The sequence below is a fragment of the Sphingomonas alpina genome (genome assembly GCF_014490665.1).
Classification (GTDB): domain Bacteria; phylum Pseudomonadota; class Alphaproteobacteria; order Sphingomonadales; family Sphingomonadaceae; genus Sphingomonas; species Sphingomonas alpina.
The window spans coordinates 3,171,731-3,188,631 of the sequence record NZ_CP061038.1 but is presented as its reverse complement, the minus strand read 5'-3'; the positions used below and the strand labels follow the sequence as shown (position 1 = coordinate 3,188,631).

17 protein-coding genes are annotated in these 16,901 nt (G+C 64.6%); 12 read left to right on the top strand and 5 right to left on the bottom strand.

The window, feature by feature from the left end; all coding sequences use genetic code 11:
- Window positions 1–50 precede the first annotated feature (50 nt).
- From H3Z74_RS14805 to H3Z74_RS14780, 6 genes are read left to right on the top strand one after another with little or no spacing between them, the layout of a single operon-like run.
- Window positions 51–1,259 carry a trans-sulfuration enzyme family protein gene (locus H3Z74_RS14805; protein ID WP_187760377.1) on the top strand — a complete coding sequence of 403 codons (1,209 nt, stop codon included), beginning with the start codon at window positions 51–53 and terminating at the stop codon, window positions 1,257–1,259.
- Window positions 1,260–1,273: 14 nt separating this feature from the next.
- A complete protein-coding gene (gene apaG / locus H3Z74_RS14800; protein ID WP_187760376.1) occupies window positions 1,274–1,672 on the top strand; it encodes a Co2+/Mg2+ efflux protein ApaG in 399 nt (132 codons plus the stop codon).
- Window positions 1,669–2,460, top strand: coding sequence for a LysR family transcriptional regulator (locus H3Z74_RS14795; RefSeq protein ID WP_187760375.1), 792 nt, complete (start codon window positions 1,669–1,671; stop codon window positions 2,458–2,460). The genes apaG and H3Z74_RS14795 overlap by 4 nt, the downstream gene beginning before the upstream one ends.
- Entirely contained in the window at window positions 2,457–3,347 is an 891-nt protein-coding gene (locus H3Z74_RS14790) for a hypothetical protein (RefSeq protein WP_187760374.1), read from the top strand. Before H3Z74_RS14795 ends, H3Z74_RS14790 begins: the two co-directional genes overlap by 4 nt.
- 1 nt (window position 3,348) lies before the next feature.
- Window positions 3,349–3,882, top strand: coding sequence for a GNAT family N-acetyltransferase (locus H3Z74_RS14785; RefSeq protein WP_187760373.1), 534 nt, complete (start codon window positions 3,349–3,351; stop codon window positions 3,880–3,882).
- On the top strand, window positions 3,879–4,139 hold the full coding sequence (locus H3Z74_RS14780) for a hypothetical protein (protein WP_229726599.1): 261 nt from the start codon (window positions 3,879–3,881) through the stop codon (window positions 4,137–4,139). Before H3Z74_RS14785 ends, H3Z74_RS14780 begins: the two co-directional genes overlap by 4 nt.
- 198 nt (window positions 4,140–4,337) lie before the next feature.
- Here H3Z74_RS14780 and H3Z74_RS14775 read toward each other — a convergent pair whose 3' ends face one another.
- Together H3Z74_RS14775 and parE are read right to left on the bottom strand one after the other, a co-directional pair.
- Window positions 4,338–5,654 (bottom strand): serine hydrolase, encoded by a 1,317-nt coding sequence (locus H3Z74_RS14775; RefSeq protein ID WP_187760371.1) that lies wholly within the window; start codon window positions 5,652–5,654, stop codon window positions 4,338–4,340.
- A gap of 79 nt (window positions 5,655–5,733) precedes the next feature.
- Complete coding sequence (gene parE, locus H3Z74_RS14770) at window positions 5,734–7,713, bottom strand: DNA topoisomerase IV subunit B (protein ID WP_187760370.1); 1,980 nt, start codon at window positions 7,711–7,713, stop codon at window positions 5,734–5,736.
- Between the two features lie 154 nt (window positions 7,714–7,867).
- Between parE and H3Z74_RS14765 the strand changes: the two genes are divergently transcribed.
- Window positions 7,868–8,707, top strand: a complete 840-nt coding sequence (locus H3Z74_RS14765; protein WP_187760369.1) for an outer membrane protein — start codon at window positions 7,868–7,870, stop codon at window positions 8,705–8,707.
- 55 nt (window positions 8,708–8,762) lie between these two features.
- Here H3Z74_RS14765 and H3Z74_RS14760 read toward each other — a convergent pair whose 3' ends face one another.
- The 3 genes from H3Z74_RS14760 to H3Z74_RS14750 all read right to left on the bottom strand — a co-directional run bounded on the left by H3Z74_RS14760 (window position 8,763) and on the right by H3Z74_RS14750 (window position 11,860).
- Entirely contained in the window at window positions 8,763–10,421 is a 1,659-nt protein-coding gene (locus tag H3Z74_RS14760; protein ID WP_187760368.1) for a pilus assembly protein TadG-related protein, read from the bottom strand.
- Entirely contained in the window at window positions 10,418–10,831 is a 414-nt protein-coding gene (locus H3Z74_RS14755; protein WP_187760367.1) for a TadE/TadG family type IV pilus assembly protein, read from the bottom strand. The genes H3Z74_RS14760 and H3Z74_RS14755 overlap by 4 nt, the downstream gene beginning before the upstream one ends.
- A 327-nt stretch (window positions 10,832–11,158) precedes the next feature.
- Complete coding sequence (locus H3Z74_RS14750) at window positions 11,159–11,860, bottom strand: GcrA family cell cycle regulator (RefSeq protein ID WP_187760366.1); 702 nt, start codon at window positions 11,858–11,860, stop codon at window positions 11,159–11,161.
- 64 nt (window positions 11,861–11,924) lie between these two features.
- On the opposite strand from H3Z74_RS14750, the gene H3Z74_RS14745 reads away from it, so the two are divergent.
- The 5 genes from H3Z74_RS14745 to H3Z74_RS14725 all read left to right on the top strand — a co-directional run bounded on the left by H3Z74_RS14745 (window position 11,925) and on the right by H3Z74_RS14725 (window position 16,894).
- Window positions 11,925–12,788, top strand: a complete 864-nt coding sequence (locus H3Z74_RS14745) for an ABC transporter permease (RefSeq protein ID WP_187760365.1) — start codon at window positions 11,925–11,927, stop codon at window positions 12,786–12,788.
- 33 nt (window positions 12,789–12,821) lie between these two features.
- Window positions 12,822–14,138 (top strand): glycosyltransferase, encoded by a 1,317-nt coding sequence (locus H3Z74_RS14740; RefSeq protein ID WP_187760364.1) that lies wholly within the window; start codon window positions 12,822–12,824, stop codon window positions 14,136–14,138.
- A 131-nt stretch (window positions 14,139–14,269) separates the two neighbouring features.
- Window positions 14,270–15,157, top strand: a complete 888-nt coding sequence (locus H3Z74_RS14735; RefSeq protein WP_187760363.1) for a hypothetical protein — start codon at window positions 14,270–14,272, stop codon at window positions 15,155–15,157.
- Window positions 15,158–15,212: 55 nt separating this feature from the next.
- The gene (locus H3Z74_RS14730; RefSeq protein ID WP_187760362.1) at window positions 15,213–15,536 is read left to right on the top strand and encodes a hypothetical protein; all 324 of its coding nucleotides are present in this window, start codon (window positions 15,213–15,215) and stop codon (window positions 15,534–15,536) included.
- 167 nt (window positions 15,537–15,703) lie between these two features.
- On the top strand, window positions 15,704–16,894 hold the full coding sequence (locus H3Z74_RS14725; protein WP_187760361.1) for an aspartate aminotransferase family protein: 1,191 nt from the start codon (window positions 15,704–15,706) through the stop codon (window positions 16,892–16,894).
- Window positions 16,895–16,901: the final 7 nt, after the last annotated feature.

Sequence of the window (16,901 nt, the reverse complement as noted above, 5' to 3'; positions counted from 1 at the left end):
TTGGCCTGAGGGCATTGACGAGAGGTGACCCCACCCGGCAAAGCGGCGCCATGAAACGCCGTACCGGACAAAATCGCGACATCACCCGCACCTGGCGCCCAGCGACTCAGGCGATCCGTGGCGGCACCGCCCGCTCGGAATTCGGCGAGACGTCGGAAGCGCTCTTCCTGACGTCGGGCTATGCCTATGACTGCGCCGCCGATGCTGCCGCGCGGTTTGCCGGCGAACAGGTCGGCATGACCTATTCGCGACTGCAGAACCCGACGGTCGAGATGCTCGAACATCGAATCGCGCTGCTCGAAGGCGCCGAAGCATGCCGGTCGATGGCCACGGGCATGGCAGCGATGACCGCCGTGCTGCTGTGCCAGTTGCAGACCGGCGACCATCTGGTCGCGGGCCGCGCCGCATTCGGATCATGCCGCTGGCTGACCGACACGCTGCTGCCGAAATTCGGCATCGAGGTGACGATCGTCGACGCCCGCGATCCGCAACAGTTCGCCGATGCGGTGAAGCCCAATACCAAAGTCTTCTTCTTCGAGACCCCGGCCAATCCGACGATGGACGTGGTCGATCTGAAGGCGGTGTGCGACATCGCGCGCAGGCACGGCATCGTCAGCGTGGTCGACAATGCCTTCGCGACACCGGCGCTGCAGCGGCCGCTCGAATTCGGCGCCGACGTGACGGCCTATAGCGCGACCAAGATGATGGACGGGCAAGGCCGTGTGCTCGCCGGCGCAGTGTGCGGAACCGAGGATTTCATCAACAACACGCTGCTGCCCTTCACCCGCAATACCGGGCCGACGCTCAGCGCGTTCAATGCCTGGGTGGTGCTGAAGGGGCTCGAAACGCTCGATCTGCGTATCCGCCGCCAGAGCGAGAATGCGTTGAAGGTGGGCTCGTTCATCGAAAAGCGCGTACCGCGCATCCTCCATCCCGGCCTGGCCAGCCATCCGCAGCATAATCTGGCGATGAGCCAGATGGACGCCTGCGGGCCGATCTTCGCGTTCGAGGTCGAGGGCGGGCGCAAACAGGCGCACGGCCTGCTCGACGCCCTGGCGCTGATCGACATTTCGAACAATATCGGCGATTCACGGTCGCTGATGACTCATCCCTCCTCGACCACCCATTCCGGCGTTGCCGAGGACAAGCGGATCGAGATGGGCGTGACCGAGAATCTGCTGCGCCTCAATGTCGGCCTGGAAGATCCGCAGGACGTGATCGACGATCTCGATCAGGCGCTCAGGGCAGTCGGGTTGTGACCGGCCTGTCGGGCATGAAGGCACTGTTCCCCAATGTCGCGGAAACCCGCGGCGTCGTTGTGCGGGTTTCGGTCAGCTATCTGCCCGAACAATCCGAACCGCAGCGCGGCCGCTGGTTCTGGGCGTATCATATCCGTATCGAGAATGAAGGCGAGCAGGCGGTGCAGCTGCTCACCCGCCACTGGGTCATCACCGATGGGCGTGGCGCGCGCCATTCGGTCGAGGGCGAGGGTGTGGTCGGCGAACAGCCGCTGATCGCGCCGGGCGGGAGCTTCGACTATGTCTCGGGTTGCCCGCTGGCGACCCCCACGGGCTCGATGCAGGGCAGCTATCATATGATCGGCGAGGACGGATCGGGGTTCGATGTCGACATCCCCAAATTCGCGCTGCTCGCGCCGGCGGTGGGGGCATGAAGCGGACGCACCTCCCGCTCAATGGCCTGCGCGTGCTCGACGCGGCGGCGCGCCATTTGTCCTTCACCCGCGCCGCCGATGAACTTGCTGTCACGCCCGCCGCGGTCGGGCAGCAGATTCGCGCGTTGGAGGACACGCTGGGCGTGGTGCTGTTCCGCCGCACCACCAAGGGGCTTGAGCTCACGCCTGAGGGCGAGGCGGGGCTGGCGGCGTTGCGTCACGGCTTCCTGCAGTTCGAGGAAGCGGTGCGTGCCATGCAAGCGGGGCAGACCTCCAAGTCGTTGACCATCGCCGCGCCGCGCGACCTGACCGAGAAATGGCTGATGCCGCGTCTCGCCGAGATTGCGCGCAGCGATGGCGAGTTGCGCTTCGTGCTGGTGTCGGCGGACGAGGATGTCGATTTCACCGAAGCCAATCTCGATCTGGCGATCCGCTGGGGTGACGGCCCGGGCGAGCATGAGGGTGAAGCGATCGAGTCCGAAGGCATGATCACGATCGAGCGCCCGGGCGGCGGCATCGATACGCGTATTTCGTGGCCGGGCTGCGTCAATGATCCCGCAACATCGCTGGTGCGGGTCGGGGATGCCGGGCTCGCGCTCGATGCCGCGGCCCAAGGACTGGGCCGGGCGACCGTGCCCGAACTGCTCGCAGCCGCCGATATCGCGGCGGGACGCGTGGTCGCGATCGGCGACCCCAAGCCTTACCGGCTCGGTTACTGGCTGGTCGCGCCGCTGCCGCAATGGCGGCAGAAAAAGGTCAAGGCGCTGGTGGAAGCGCTGACCGCGTGAGCGCCGCGAGGCGCCTTGCCGCGCTTCTCGCGCCTTTGTGCCTCGTCGCCGCGCTGCCCGCCTCGGCGAGCACCTTCGCGCAAGTGACCAAGACCTGCCCGATCGGTGGCGAGAAATTCGAATTCGCCGAGCAGATGAGCGCCACGAGCTGGGGACAATTGCCGGACGGCATGAGGCTCGGCACCGGGCCCAACCCTGGATTGCTGCCGCAATGCCCGAAAAACGGCCTGGTCATGTACCGGGACTTCGATGCGGCGACGGTCAAGCGTCTCCAACCGCTGGTAGCGGACGACGAATATCAGGCGCTGCGCCAATCGGAGACGCCGCATTATCTCGCCTGGTGGCTGGCGAGCCGGCTCGGTGATGAGGATGCGCCGTGGCAGCTGCTCGCTGCGACCTGGGAAGCGAAGAACGCCGATCCGACAAGTGCGCAGGCGCGGCGCTATGCCGAAACTTTTGTCGCGCAGGTTCGCGCCATGCCGGTCGCGAACAGTGTCGACTCGGTCTCACTGCGTGCGCGTGCCGCCAACGCCCTGCGGGAGATTGGCGATTTCGCGGGCGCCGAGGCGCTTCGCGCCGCGATCATCATCGCCCCGGATATGGGCGGCAGCGATCAGGATGCGATCGACAACCGCAAGGGCCTGACGGATTTCCTGACCAGGCTGGCCGGGCCGATCGGGCGCAGCGACGCATCGCGCGCGCCAATCGACATGATGGGTAATCATGCGGCGGCGGAGCGCTGCCTCGAGCCGGGCATCAAGCGCGAGGCCGATGATCCACCGGCTGCCCCGCTGACGGCGTTCGAGGTCGATTATTGCGCCCGTCCGGCAATGATCGACGAGATCAAGCAGTTCAACGATGGCTTCGACGATCGGATGTCGTCCTGACATGACCGACGTGCAGTGGTTTGAAAGCGAGCGGCTGGTCATGCGGCCGCAGCGGATCGAGGATGCCGAGGCGCTGTTCGAGGCGTATCGCGATGCCGAGCTGATGCAATGGTGGTCGAGCGCTCCGCATGTGAGCGTCGAGGAAACGCGCAATTATCTGCTGCCGATGCTGGAGGGCGGGGACTGGCGCGGCTGGGCGATCACGCTGAAGGGCGACGACCGGGCGATCGGCACCATCGCCGCAGGCAAGCGCCGCACCGGCGTGGTGGAGATCGGTTACATGCTTGTGCGCAGCGCCTGGGGGCAGGGCTATGCGCATGAAGCGGTGACGCGTCTGCTCGACCTGCTGTTCGTGGAAGAAGGTAATCGCCGGGTCTTTGCCGATACCGATCCCGACAATGTCGCGTCGAACGCCCTGCTCGAGCGGCTCGGCTTCACCCGCGAGGCGCGGCTGCGCGGCGAATGGGAGACGCATATCGGCGTGCGCGACAGCTTCATCTGGGGATTGTTGCGCGACGAGTGGAAGGCCGCGTGATCCCGCCGCCTGATCTGGCCACGCCCGAAGGACGCGCAACCTATCGCGCGGAGTTGCGCGGCATTGCGCGGCCGATCCGTTATATGGGCGTGATTCTTATGCTGGTGGGCCTGGCGCTGGTGCTGTTCCGGCATTTTTCGATGCCGGCGCTGCCGTCGATCCTGCCGCTGGTGTTCATCATCCTCGGCGTGCTGCACATGCTGGCGGGGATTGTCGTGCGCCTGCGTTATCATCAACGGCGAATGAGTGGAGAATAGCCCGGGCCGAGCTGTTTCGACGCTCGTGCGGCGGGTTTGCTCAGGCGTGGACTGCCGGAGATATGTTACACCGGTCGTGTAAAATATCTCTCCGCCATCGCCTCGACGATGCGTCAATAAAGCAGTTATATATCAAGCATTTAATACGCCTGATGGCCTGCGCTTGGCGCGGGTGGACCGGATTCAGTACACGGCATGTTAGCTCCCCGCCGCCAGCTCCACCGCGCGCGCCATCAGTCCGGCGAAGCGGCCCTCGTCGACCGGTGCGGCAACGTCGTTCCAGCTTCCCGACATGGCATACCAGTGGCCATCCTTGCCCTGCAGCAGAAAGGTCATGGCGATGACCCCCGGTTCCGAGCCACCCTTGAAGCCGAGATACTGCCAGCGCCCCGCCGGGCCTGCGCCGACACCCGAATTCTTCGCCAGGATTTCCCGTGCGCGAGCGGCCGGGCCGCTCTCCGTGTGGCGGCGCAGCCAGTCCATCACCCGAACCATGTCGGCGGGGGATGCGAACCATTCGATGCTGCCGACGCGGATTGGCTTGCCGCTCGCAAACAATGCCGGATTGATGGCGGACACCGGCAGCCTCGCGACGTCGCCGTCGAGCAGCGCGCGTCGCCCCGCCTCGTCAAGGCCGGCCCAGCGCTCGCCGAGCGCACCGCCTGATGCGCCCTTGAGCTTGAAGAGCTCGAGCGTCGACAGAAACGGCCGCATGCCCGCGGGATCGGCGATGCCGACCGTGCCGAGCATCGCTTCGACCTTTGCGCGACCGGCGAGCTTGAGCAGGATATCGGTCGCGCTGTTGTCGCTGACCGAGATCATCTTTTCCGCCAGGTCATAGAGCGAGACCTTGGTCCCGGCGGGGCTCGACATATAGGCGCCGCCGGGCAACCCGGTGCCAGCCAGCGTGATCTCGTCCTCCCAGCGCCGCTCGCCGGCCGAGATCGAGCGGACCAGTTCGGCGAGAATCACCAGCTTGAATTCCGATCCGATTGCCAAGCCACGGTCCGGCGCGCGCGACTGCAGCATGACCGGACCGGCCGCGTCGAGCCTGGCAAAGGCGAACCCGGTCACCCCGGGCAGTTTCGCCAGCGTGTCGATCACGGCACCCAGCGTCGCTTCGCGTGCGGACATGCCGGTAATGAGCAGGCCGGTGATCTGGTGTGGTGGCGCCGGATCGGCCACGATCTGCATCGTCGCGATGCCGCGCTCATAACCGACCAGTACGACCGCGCTCCACGCGCTGGCCGGCGTGATGCGCTCGATCCCCGTAACCTTGCCATCCGATGTGGAGAGCTGCGTGCCGATTGTCGCAAACGTCTCTTTCGGAACCGCGGTTCGGAAGGCGGCCGAGAAACTGGCGTTATAATCGCCTCCACCCATGAGCAGCGTGGGAAGCTCGGCGATCCTTGCCTCGAGTTCAGGGGCGGCCTTCACGGATGCTGCCGGCGGCGTCTGCGCGGTCGCGACAATGGGCACGAGCAAGGTGGCGAACAGGGCAAGCAGCAAACGCATATCGGCTCCGTCAGGCGCACGGTTTTATCCGGAACGATTGCCGGAACACTGTCGCGTGAGGCGAACAGGATTGGCACGATCAGGCGTCGATCGCATCTTCCTCGATCCGAGCGGCATTTTCCTGGATGAAAGCGAAGCGGTGCGCAGGGTTGTTGCCCATCAGCCGGTCGACCAGATCCTTGACCACCGCGCGCTCCTCATATTCCTGCGGCAGGGTGATACGCAGCATCGAGCGCGTCTTCGGGTCCATCGTGGTTTCGCGCAGCTGCATCGGGTTCATCTCGCCAAGCCCCTTGAAGCGCGCGACATCGACCTTCTTGTTCTTGAAGGCGCCGGCCTCGATCTCCGCACGGTGCGCATCGTCCATCGCATAAAGCGACTTGGTGCCGGCGGTCAGGCGATAGAGCGGCGGCTGAGCGAGATAGAGGTGCCCGCGCCGCACCAGCTCGGGCATTTCCTGGAAGAAGAAGGTCATCAGCAAGGTCGCGATATGCGCACCGTCGACATCGGCGTCGGTCATGATGACGATGCGTTCGTAGCGCAGATTGTCGGGCAGGCAGTCCTTGCGCGTGCCACAACCGAGCGCCTGGATCAGGTCGGCGATTTCCTGGTTGGCGCCGATCTTGGCCGAGGTCGCGGAGGCGACATTGAGGATCTTGCCACGGATCGGCAGGATCGCCTGGGTCTTGCGATCGCGCGCCTGCTTGGCCGATCCGCCGGCCGAATCGCCCTCGACGATGAAGAGTTCGGTGCCCTTGGGGTCATCCGACGAACAGTCGGTCAGCTTGCCCGGCAGGCGCAGCTTGCGCGCGGAGGTCGCGGTCTTGCGCTTGACCTCGCGCTCCGCCTTGCGGCGCAGCCGGTCGTCCATCCGCTCCAGCACATAGCCAAGCAGCGCCTTGCCGCGTTCCATGTTGCGGCTGAGATAATGGTCGAAATGATCGCGCACCGCTTTTTCGACCAGCATTGTCGCCTCGGGCGAGGTCAGCCGGTCCTTGGTCTGGCTCTGGAATTGCGGTTCGCGGATGAACACAGAGAGCATCAGCTCGCACCCGACCATCACGTCGTCGGCGGTGATGTCCTTGGCTTTCTTCTGGCCGACCAGATCGCCGAAACCGCGAATGCCGCGCACCAGCGCCGCGCGCAGGCCCGCCTCGTGCGTGCCGCCATCGGGAGTGGGGATGGTGTTGCAATACCAGCTATAGGAGCCGTCGCTCCACAGCGGCCAGGCGACCGCCCATTCGACGCGACCCTGCTCGTTCGGAAAGTCCTGCGTGCCGGTGAAGAAGTCGGCGGTGGCGCATTCGCGCGTGCCGACCTGCTCGCGCAGATGGTCGGCGAGGCCGCCGGGGAACTGGAACACCGCCTCTGGCGGGGTGTCATCCGTGATCAGCTCGGGCGCGCATTTCCAGCGGATCTCGACCCCGGCGAACAGATAGGCCTTGGAGCGTGCGAGCTTGTGCAGGCGCGCCGGCTTGAAGTGCATCTCCGGCCCGAAAATCTCCTCGTCGGGCACGAAACTGACCGAGGTGCCACGCCGGTTGGGGGTTGGCCCGAGCGCTTCGAGCGGGCCGAGCGTCACGCCGCGCGAGAAACGCTGGCGGTAGATGGTCTTGTTGCGCGCCACTTCGATCGTCGTGTCGGACGACAGCGCATTGACCACGCTGACGCCGACGCCGTGCAGGCCGCCCGATGTCGCATAGGCCTTGCCGTCGAACTTGCCGCCCGAGTGCAGCATCGACATGATCACCTCGAGCGCCGATTTGTCCGGGAACTTCGGATGCGGGTCGACCGGCATGCCGCGGCCATTGTCGACGATCGTCAGCCGGTTGCCGGGTTCGAGCGTGATTTCGATCCGCGTCGCGTGCCCCGCGACCGCCTCGTCCATCGCATTGTCGAGCACTTCGGCGGCGAGGTGGTGCAGCGCGCGTTCGTCGGTCCCGCCGATATACATGCCGGGACGGCGACGAACGGGTTCAAGGCCTTCCAGGACCTCGATCGACGAAGCGTTGTAATCGGACCCGGCGGGAGTGGAGGAAGCGAACAGATCATCGGCCATGCCCCCGCTATAGGAGAGCAGGAGTCAGTCGGGCAAGCGCGAGCCGGTGCTGTGACTGGTTTGTCACACTCTCCCGTCAATGAGACGAACTGCGCGTCCATGTTGCAACTGCGAACGTTCCTGCCTTCGCTAACGCACCATTTGGAGTAACACGATGCGCAGCCTGTACATGCTTACCCTTGCCGCCGGCACTGCCGCTCTCGCGGTCGCCGCCCCGGCCTTTGCCCAGGATACCGAAAAGGCGCCGTTCGACGGCGTCTATGTCGGCGGGACGATCGGCTTCGACGCCCAGCCCAATGACGGCAATGAAACGATCCTGTTCGACCGCAATCTCGACGGCAAATTCGGCGACCCGGTCGTCACCTCGGGTGGCGCCAATGCCTTCTCGCCGGGATATTGCGGCGGCGCCGCGACTTCGACCGCCAATCTCGCCTGCCGCAACGACAAGGACAATATCAGCTATTCGGCGCGGATCGGCTTCGACAAGCAGTTCGGCAACATCGTCGCCGGCCTGGTCGGCGAATTCGGCAAGAGCCAGATTCGCGACAGCGTCTCGGCGTTCAGCACGACGCCCGCCAGCTATACGATGACGCGCGAAGTCGACTACAACGCCAATGTCCGCCTGCGTCTCGGCTATGCCGCCAACACGACCCTGTTCTATGCGACCGGTGGCCCGGCTTATGCCAAGCTCGACCACAGCTTCACCACCAGCAATGCCGTGAACAGCTTCACTGAGCGCGGCAAGAACAGCAGCTGGGGCTATGTCGCGGGTGGTGGTATCGAGCAGAAGCTCGGCCAGCATTTCTCGATCGGCCTCGAATATCTCTACAATCAGTACAAGGACGATGATTACCGGGTCCGCGCCGGTGCCGGTTCGGCGCCTGCCACCAACCCGTTCATCCTTGCACCCAACGCCACCGGAACCGACTTCGCGCGCAGCGGCGACCAGTTCCGCTGGCACAGCGTCCGCGCCACGGCGCAGTTCCGCTTCTAACGCCGGGTAGAAATGGGGAAAACGGCCGCCCGCGTGCGCGGGCGGCCGTTTTTCGTCAGGCGACCAGGCTCGCCATGCCGCAGCGCATGCCGGTCACCCGGACATCGGCCTGGCCATAATGGACACCAAGTGCGCCGGTGACCGTGTTGAGCAACCCGTCGACCAAGGGTGCGAGGATGGTGAGCTGAGAGCCCACCGCCGACAATAATCCGCCGAGCGGGAGCGGCAAGCCGATGATGACCGGGGTCAGATCCACATTGCTGACCAATGAGGCGGCGACACTTTGCACTGCGCTGCCGCTCGATACGGTTTTCGGGGTGGCGGCGGTGATCGCGGCATTGTCGAAGCGCAATGTCTGCCAGGGCTCCGACTGACCGAGGTTGAGACCGGCCCGGCCCTCGACGTCGATCAGCAGCGTATCGACGATCTTGGCATTGCTCAGCGTCACGGGATGCTGGAAATCGGCCAGCTGACTGGTGTTGTTGACGGCTGCGATCGCGGCCTGGCCGGGGTTGGGCTTGGCTTCGATCGTCACCCCGCGGCTCGCCTGAGTCGAACAATCTATGCCGCTCAGCCGCGCCTCCGCACTGGCCAGCTCGACGAACAGCGGTAATTTGATGGCGACCAAGTTGCCGACAACAGGCAGCGAGAGGTTGCCCACCTGCACCTCGGTATAGATGCGAGCCTGTGCGGTGCGGATGATCGGCGTACCATTGTCGCTGATCGCGATCCAGGGCGATTGCGCCGGCCGTTCGCCGATCGCGATCCACACCTTGGTCGAAACCAACCCGGCCACGCTCGCGCCGAGATCAAGCGCGACCTGGCGGCTGGGCGCAGCAAGCTGCAGAACCGTGCTGACAAAGGCCATGCTGTTGACCTTGACGAGACCGCGGCCGCCCGACGCCTGGCTACCGAATGTGCCTGGATCGATCAGCGTGTTGAGCGAGATGCTGCCCCCCGACACCTGTGTCGCCATGGTGCGCATCGCGCCGGCCGCGCTGGCGTTGCTGCCGTCGAGCGCATTGGCGAGTGCATTGAGGAGCTGCGAGCGGGTGACGCGTGCGTCGAGTACGTCCTGATAGGTCAGCGCATTGAGGCTGGCGGTCGTGCGCAACGCGTCGAGTGTCGCGAACAGGTCGACATCGGCGCCGGCCAGCGAGTTGTAATCCATCACCGACAGCGACAGGCTGCTGCCGGTCAGAGCCGACAGATAGGAATTGAGCAGGCCGCCATTGAGCGCGGCGAGGCGGCTGCCGACGCTGAACGCGGCAAGCCGCTCGCGCGCTGCGGTTGCAGTGCGTGCGATCGGGATCGAACGTTGCCCGAAGATGCGCGCGAAATAGGTTGGCGATGGCGTCTGCAGCGATACGCGAACCGCATCGGTCGCGCTGCTGCTGGGGGTGAACCGCGCACCGGGCGCGACGGCCGCGTCGCGGGTATAATCGCCGCGTGTCGCAACCACGGTGACCGCACGCGGCCAGCCGCTTTCCGCCACCGATGCCTGGGCAAGCGCCTGGGCCTGTTGCGGGTCGGCGGCGGCGGCCAGAGCGGCGGCATCGGCCAGCCCCTGCAACCGGCGTGTTTCCAGCGTGGCCGATCCGATATCGACCGCGAACGCGGCAAAGCCGAGGATCATCGGCAGGGCTGCGGCGGCGATCATGCCGACCCCGCCGCTCTGGTCGCGAACAAGCCGTTTCATAGCAAGATTTTTCATGAGACCCCTCCCGGACGAATGACCGCGCGCCGTTCGATCATCGGATCCGGCATCGGGATCATGGTATTGCGGAACATTGGCACCGTGCTGGCATCGAACCGCACACTTACGGTGACGACCTGCCCAGTTTCGGTGGTGGTGGTGGTGATCCGATTGGCGCGCAATTGAGGCAGCGAGGGCAGCGAGGCTGCGACACTGGCCGACGCGAGCGTCTGCCGTTCGGTGGCGGTCATCCCGGCAACCGTCGCACGGGCGGCATCATTGGCCAGCTGCTGAACACTGTGCGCGAGCAGGAAATACTGGCCATAGCCAAGGATGCCGTACAGCATGCAGGCGAACAGCGGCAGGATCAACGCGAACTCCACGACCGAAGTGCCGCGTTTGGCGCGAAGCAGGCGAGCGAAGGTCATTCCCAATTATCCCTGTGTTACAAAGGGATAATGGTCCGCTGAGGTTGCCGTTGAGAAAAGGGTTGAGGGAGCTGAGTTGCGTAAATTACGCATTTCCCACCTCCCCTAGCAGAAGACGGGTAGCGGCTTGGGGCGGCCCGGGCGCTTCGGGAGCGCGCGAAATAGTGCCTTACGAAGTAGTGGCGAACCTGAGTGAAGGGCGTCCGGACCGGAACCAGCGGTCCAATCCGTACGCCTTCGTTATCCTCTCACCCTTGAGCAAGAGGATAACTCCGTTCCGAACCCCAAATCCGCAATCCGCGTATTAGCGGTCCCGGAATCAGCAGCTTAGCGTGCGCGCACGCCGCCGAACGGCAGCGGTGGCGGAGGACGGCGGTCGCGGCGCGGCAACTGCGCCTGATAGGCATGACCGCAATGCGCCACGCAATATGGGAAGCCCGGGTTCACCTTCTCGCCGCAGAAATGGAAATCGGGCTCGCCCGGATGGCCGAGCGGCCATTTGCAGATCTTGTCGTTGAGATCGAGCAGGGTGGTCTTGCCTGCCATATCGGCAGACGGCTTGGCCGGAACCAGACGGCGGGGCGGGGCGGGGGTGATCGGTGCCTGCTGCTCGCCGGGCGCCTGGCGAAGAAAGCCGCCGGGGCCGACCGAGCGCATGATCGGCTGCGGCGCCGCGACAGGCCGCGCAACGGCGACGTCTTCGCCATCGTCATCCTCGTCTTCGTCGTCGGCAATCACCACTGGCGCGGGGGCAGGCGGGGGCGGAGGCGCTGCGACTCGCTCGACCGGCGGCTTGGGCGCGGGAGGGGGCGGTGCAGGCTTGGGCGCGGCCGGTGCGGCAGCAGCCGCTTTCGCATCGGGCTCATTGGCCTTTACCGGCGAGGGGCGCGATTGCAGGCCAAGGCGATGCGCCTTGCCGATCACCGCATTACGGCTGACGCCGCCCAGCTCTTCGGCGATCTGGCTCGCCGTGCTGCCCGATTCCCACATCTTCCTCAGCGTATCGATACGCTCGTCGGTCCAGCTCATCTCAAATCCTCAAATCTTGCCAACTGGCTTGCGGGCAGCGGCGGCAGTCATTAGCGCGTTCGCCATGAGCAGCCAGCCCCCATTCGGCCCAGAAACCAGTCATATTCAATCGGCGGTTGTTAACGCCCCAGGCGTTCCTGTCATCCGGAATGTCAATTGGGGCGGTCTTCGAACCCTCTATATCAAGGAGGTGCGCCGATTCTTCAAGGTGCAGCTCCAGACGATCTGGGCGCCGGCGATCCAAACCTTGCTGTATCTGATCGTTTTCACCGTCGCGATGGGCGGCCGCAGCGCAGTCCATGTCGGCGGAACCCAGGTCGCCTTTGCCGATTTTCTCGCCCCCGGCCTGATCGTGATGGGCATGCTGACCAATGCGTTCGCCAATGCCAGCTTCTCGCTGCTGGTGGGCAAGATCCAGGGCACGATCGTCGATTATCTGATGCCGCCGCTGTCGACTGCCGAATTGCTCGCGGCGCTGGTCGGCGGGGCGGTAACGCGCGCCTTTTGCGTCGGCTTTGCGGTGTGGCTGGCGATGCTGGTCTGGCCCGGCGTGCATGTCTTCCCGCATCACCCCATCGCGATCCTGTGGTTCGGCCTGCTCGGCGCGACCTTCCTCGCCCTGCTTGGCGTGCTGACCTCGATCTGGGCGGAAAAGTTCGATCATGCCGCAGCGGTGACCAATTTCGTCGTCGGCCCGCTGACCTTGTTGTCGGGCACCTTCTATTCGGTCGACAAGCTGGCGCCGACATTCCAGGCGATCAGTCACGCCAACCCGTTCTTCTACATCATCTCGGGCTTTCGCTACGGCTTTCTCGGCACCGCGGATTCGCCGATCTGGATCGGCAGCATCGTGATCCTGACGATCGACGTGGCGCTCGGGCTGCTTTGCTACGCGCTGCTCAAGGGCGGCTGGCGGTTGAAGAACTAGCGCGGTGGTCGGCGCGTACGATCGGGGCCGCGGGTGAAGACGCCGAAGATCGTCCTGGCCACGATTGGCTCGCTGGGCGACCTTCACCCTTTCATCGCCATCGCCCTTGCGCTCAAGGCGCGCGGGGTATCGCCGGTCCTCGCCGTGCCACAGGACCATGTCGACAAATGCCGCGCAGCAGGCGTGAAAGCCGAAGCGCTGTTGCCGACATTCGAAGAAGTGGGTCGCGCCACCGGTCTTGATGACGAGATGATCGTTCGCCAGGTCATCGACGATACCCATTTTTTGATCGACCATGTGCTGTTGCCGCCGCTTGCCGACAGCACCGATCGGCTGCTGCGGATTGCCGAGGGAGCGGACCTGCTGGTCGGATCGGCTTTCGCGCTTGCCGCGCCGATCGTCGCGGAGCGACTGGCGATCCCGTTCGTTTCGATCATCCTGCAGCCCATGTCGTGGTTCTCGCCGGGCGATCCTCCAGTGGCGCCTGGGTTTGCCGCGCTGGCCAGGCCACCGCTGGGCCTGATCGGGACAGGCTGGAACCGCTTTGTCCTTGGCGCGGTGAAGCTCGAGATGCGTCGCCGTTATGGCCGGCGCGTCAATCGGGTACGCGAAGCCCATGGGCTGGCGCGATCGCACGCGGCGCCGATCCTTGAACCCGGCACACCCCCCATGCTGTCGCTCGGCACCTATTCACCGGTACTGGCAGCGCTTCCCGCTGATGCGCCCAGGCCCGCGTCATTGACCGGCTTCCCATGGTTCGACAGTGCGGACGGCGCGCCCTCGATGCTCGATCCTGGGCTCGCTGCCTTCCTCGCGGAAGGGCCGCCACCGCTGATCGTCTCGCTCGGCTCCTTCCTCCCTTTTGCGGCGGCCGATTTCTACCGGCACAGTGCCGCCATCGCCGCCGAACTCGGGATGCGCGCGATATTGTTGACGGGGGAGGCGGTCACGGCGGCATCGCGTGATATCATGGTGTGCAGCTATGCCCCGCACTCGCTGCTGTTTCCCTGCGCCGCGGCGATCATCCATCATGGCGGTGTCGGGACGACCGGACAGGCACTCCGGGCCGGGAAGCCGCAACTGGTCGTCCCGTTCATGGGTGATCAGTTCGATCATGCCGATCGCATCACGCGGATCGGCGTCGGACTTTCAACCACGCCCCGGCGCTTCGCGACCGAGGGGGCATCGCTGATCCAAAGCCTCCTCGACCATCCCGGATTTTCTGCTTCCGCTGCCACGATCGGCAAGCGGGTGGCGGGCGAAGACGGCGCCAGCATCGCGGCCGAGAGGCTATTGGGGTTATTGGCGACTTCTCATCGGCACCGGGTTTCGTCGCGACCCTCTGCATAAGCGGCAGAGTCGGGCAGGCGCGCGAAGCGTTTCGGTGTGTCCGGGCCAGGCCCGGCAGTCCGAGGGTTGAGTGCAATCCAAACTATACTCATAAGGCTTCGCCATGCGCCCATGAGTATAGGGAGATGCCTGTGAAGTTTACCAAGCGATATCCGGGTTATGATGCGGTGCTCGACACGGACCGCTGCTCACCACGAAACAATGCGGACCTGAAGCTCACCCTGCGTATCGGATTCCGCCAGATCAACCCGATGGCCGGGGCGGCCACCGGCACCTATCCGGATTATGGCAGGTCGGGAGAGACACTGCGCCAGATCGTCAAATGGACGGCCGCCGACTGGGCTGCCTGGAAGCTGAATTTCTGCAATTCGGCGCAGAAATTCTGGGACAAGAAATTCTGGCTCGACAATCGGGCGGGCGATTTCGCGTTCCGGCAGGGAACCGAGATCTTCATCCCCAATATATTCTGCCGGTTCGAGCTGATCGGTAACGACGACACGGTTGGTACGCACCATGTCGTGATCGATGTCGTCCGCCTGGCCGCCACGGAGAATTTTTTTGGATCGCATTCGGTGCTGTTCGACAGCAAGGATACGAATCTGGTCCAGAAGGGAACCGACAGCAAGGGCAACAAGATCATGCAGCGCGCCCATGTGCATGAGGTGGGGCATCTGCTTGGCTTGGGACATGTCGCCATCGGATCGGCGGGATGCCCTGCAACGGGAGACACCAATATCAGCGCCTGTTACGGCGTGACCGATCAGGACAAGAACTCGGTGATGGGCGGCGGCATGCGCCTCGATGTGGTCCATGCCGCACCCTGGATAACCGCATTCAACGACCTGGCTGCCGCTCAGTCTGCCATGTCGCTGTTCAGGCTCTCGCCCAGTTTGCCGGTCTATTCGCCCCCGATCCTGAAAACGCGTCCGATCGTGGCGGTGATGTCGCAGATTTATCCGCGCAACGTCGCCGAGTTCGAGGCGGGCGCGGTACTGAAAACGCTCAAGCGCGGAAGGTAGACTCTCCATGATCACTGCATCGCGATCGATATTTCCCCGGCTGTCGTGCCTCGCCATGCTGCTCGCGGCGTGGTCCGGCCCGGTCATCGCCGCCAGTACATCGTCTTCAAAAAAGGATGCCGTCATGTCAGAACAGCGTTGCGCCAACGACCAGCTGGCCCGGTCGACCTGCATGATCCGGATCATTCTCGACGATCTCCATGCCAGCTTTCCGGGGGTGGATGAGGGCGGCATCTCGCAGATCAAGGCCGTGACCTCCACATCCTATATCGTCTCGCTTCCCCGCGAGGAGCGAATCCAGCAGCTTACCTACGAATTCGACGTGCGCGACGGCGTGGTGAAGCTCAAGCAGCGCTCGGAGTCGACCAAGAGCTTCTGACCATCTTCATCGCCGGGCGGCTCAGGTCCAGCCCGAGCCGGATATGTCCGTGCGCCCTGTGAACCAAATTCACACGGCGCACGGTGTTGCGCTCTTGCCCCAACCCGCTTAAAAATGCCGTTCGGGCGACCGCATGGGTCGCCCTTTGCTTTTTCAGGAGCATTGTCATGCCGATCACCCCACTCATGCCCGTCTATCCCCGCTGCGGGGTGCGGCCGGTGCGAGGCGAGGGCGTGTATCTCTATGGCGAACAGGGCGAGAAATATCTCGACTTCGCCAGCGGCATCGCGGTCAATGCACTCGGTCACGGTCATCCCAAGCTGGTCAAGGCGATCGCCGATCAGGCGGCGACCCTCATGCACGTGTCGAACCTGTACGGATCGCCACAAGGCGAGAAGTTCGCGCAGCGGCTGGTCGATGCCAGCTTTGCCGACACGGTGTTCTTCACCAATTCGGGCGCCGAGGCGGTCGAGTGCGCGATCAAGACCGCGCGGCGCTACCATTTCGTCAACGGCAACCCCGAACGCCACGACCTGATCACCTTCGATACGGCGTTCCATGGCCGCACGCTCGGCACGATCAGCGCGACCAACCAAGCGAAGATGCGCGACGGGTTCGAACCGCTGCTGCCGGGCTTCAAATACGCCAATTTCAACGACCTCGAAGGCGCGCTGGCGCTGATCGACGATAATACTGCCGGCTTCCTGGTCGAGCCGATCCAGGGCGAGGGCGGTATCCGTCCGGCGACCAAGGAATTCATCAAGGGCCTGCGCAAGGCGTGCGACGATCACGGCCTGCTGCTCGTGCTCGACGAAGTCCAGGCGGGTTATGGCCGCACCGGCAAGCTGTTTGCGCATGAACTGTACGGCGTGGTGCCGGACATCATCGCCGCAGCCAAGGGGATCGGCGGCGGCTTCCCGCTTGGCGCGTGCCTCGCGACCGAGGAAGCGGCCAAGGGCATGGTGATCGGCACGCACGGATCGACCTATGGCGGCAATCCGCTGGCGATGGCGGCGGGCGAAGCGGTGCTCGACGTGATCCTCGAGCCCGGTTTCCTCGAAAATGTCGAAAAGATGGGCGCACGGCTGCGCCAGGCGCTCGAGCAGATGCTGCCCAATCACGACCATCTCTTCGATCATGTGCGTGGTCATGGCCTGATGCTCGGCATCAAGCTCAAGTCGGACAGCCGCCGCTTCGTCGCGCATTGCCGCGACAATCACGGCCTGCTGACCGTGGCGGCCGGCGACAATGTCGTGCGCATCCTGCCGCCGCTGGTGATCGACGAGAGCCATATCGCGGAGTGCATCGAGCGGTTGAGCGAGGCGGCGCGGGTCTATGTGCCCGCCGCGGACGATTGAGCTACCG

Excerpts from the sequence above, each read along its gene's own strand:
- H3Z74_RS14795 (WP_187760375.1), top strand. The coding sequence starts at position 1,669 with ATGAAGCGGACGCACCTCCCGCTCAATGGCCTGCGCGTGCTCGACGCG.
- H3Z74_RS14730 (WP_187760362.1), top strand. The coding sequence starts at position 15,213 with ATGCTGCTCGCGGCGTGGTCCGGCCCGGTCATCGCCGCCAGTACATCG.
- H3Z74_RS14785 (WP_187760373.1), top strand. The coding sequence starts at position 3,349 with ATGACCGACGTGCAGTGGTTTGAAAGCGAGCGGCTGGTCATGCGGCCG.
- apaG (WP_187760376.1), top strand. The coding sequence starts at position 1,274 with ATGAAGGCACTGTTCCCCAATGTCGCGGAAACCCGCGGCGTCGTTGTG.
- H3Z74_RS14765 (WP_187760369.1), top strand. The coding sequence starts at position 7,868 with ATGCGCAGCCTGTACATGCTTACCCTTGCCGCCGGCACTGCCGCTCTC.
- H3Z74_RS14745 (WP_187760365.1), top strand. The coding sequence starts at position 11,925 with ATGAGCAGCCAGCCCCCATTCGGCCCAGAAACCAGTCATATTCAATCG.
- H3Z74_RS14760 (WP_187760368.1), bottom strand. The coding sequence starts at position 10,421 with ATGAAAAATCTTGCTATGAAACGGCTTGTTCGCGACCAGAGCGGCGGG.
- H3Z74_RS14725 (WP_187760361.1), top strand. The coding sequence starts at position 15,704 with ATGCCGATCACCCCACTCATGCCCGTCTATCCCCGCTGCGGGGTGCGG.
- H3Z74_RS14805 (WP_187760377.1), top strand. The coding sequence starts at position 51 with ATGAAACGCCGTACCGGACAAAATCGCGACATCACCCGCACCTGGCGC.
- parE (WP_187760370.1), bottom strand. The coding sequence starts at position 7,713 with ATGGCCGATGATCTGTTCGCTTCCTCCACTCCCGCCGGGTCCGATTAC.
- H3Z74_RS14750 (WP_187760366.1), bottom strand. The coding sequence starts at position 11,860 with ATGAGCTGGACCGACGAGCGTATCGATACGCTGAGGAAGATGTGGGAA.
- H3Z74_RS14755 (WP_187760367.1), bottom strand. The coding sequence starts at position 10,831 with ATGACCTTCGCTCGCCTGCTTCGCGCCAAACGCGGCACTTCGGTCGTG.
- H3Z74_RS14775 (WP_187760371.1), bottom strand. The coding sequence starts at position 5,654 with ATGCGTTTGCTGCTTGCCCTGTTCGCCACCTTGCTCGTGCCCATTGTC.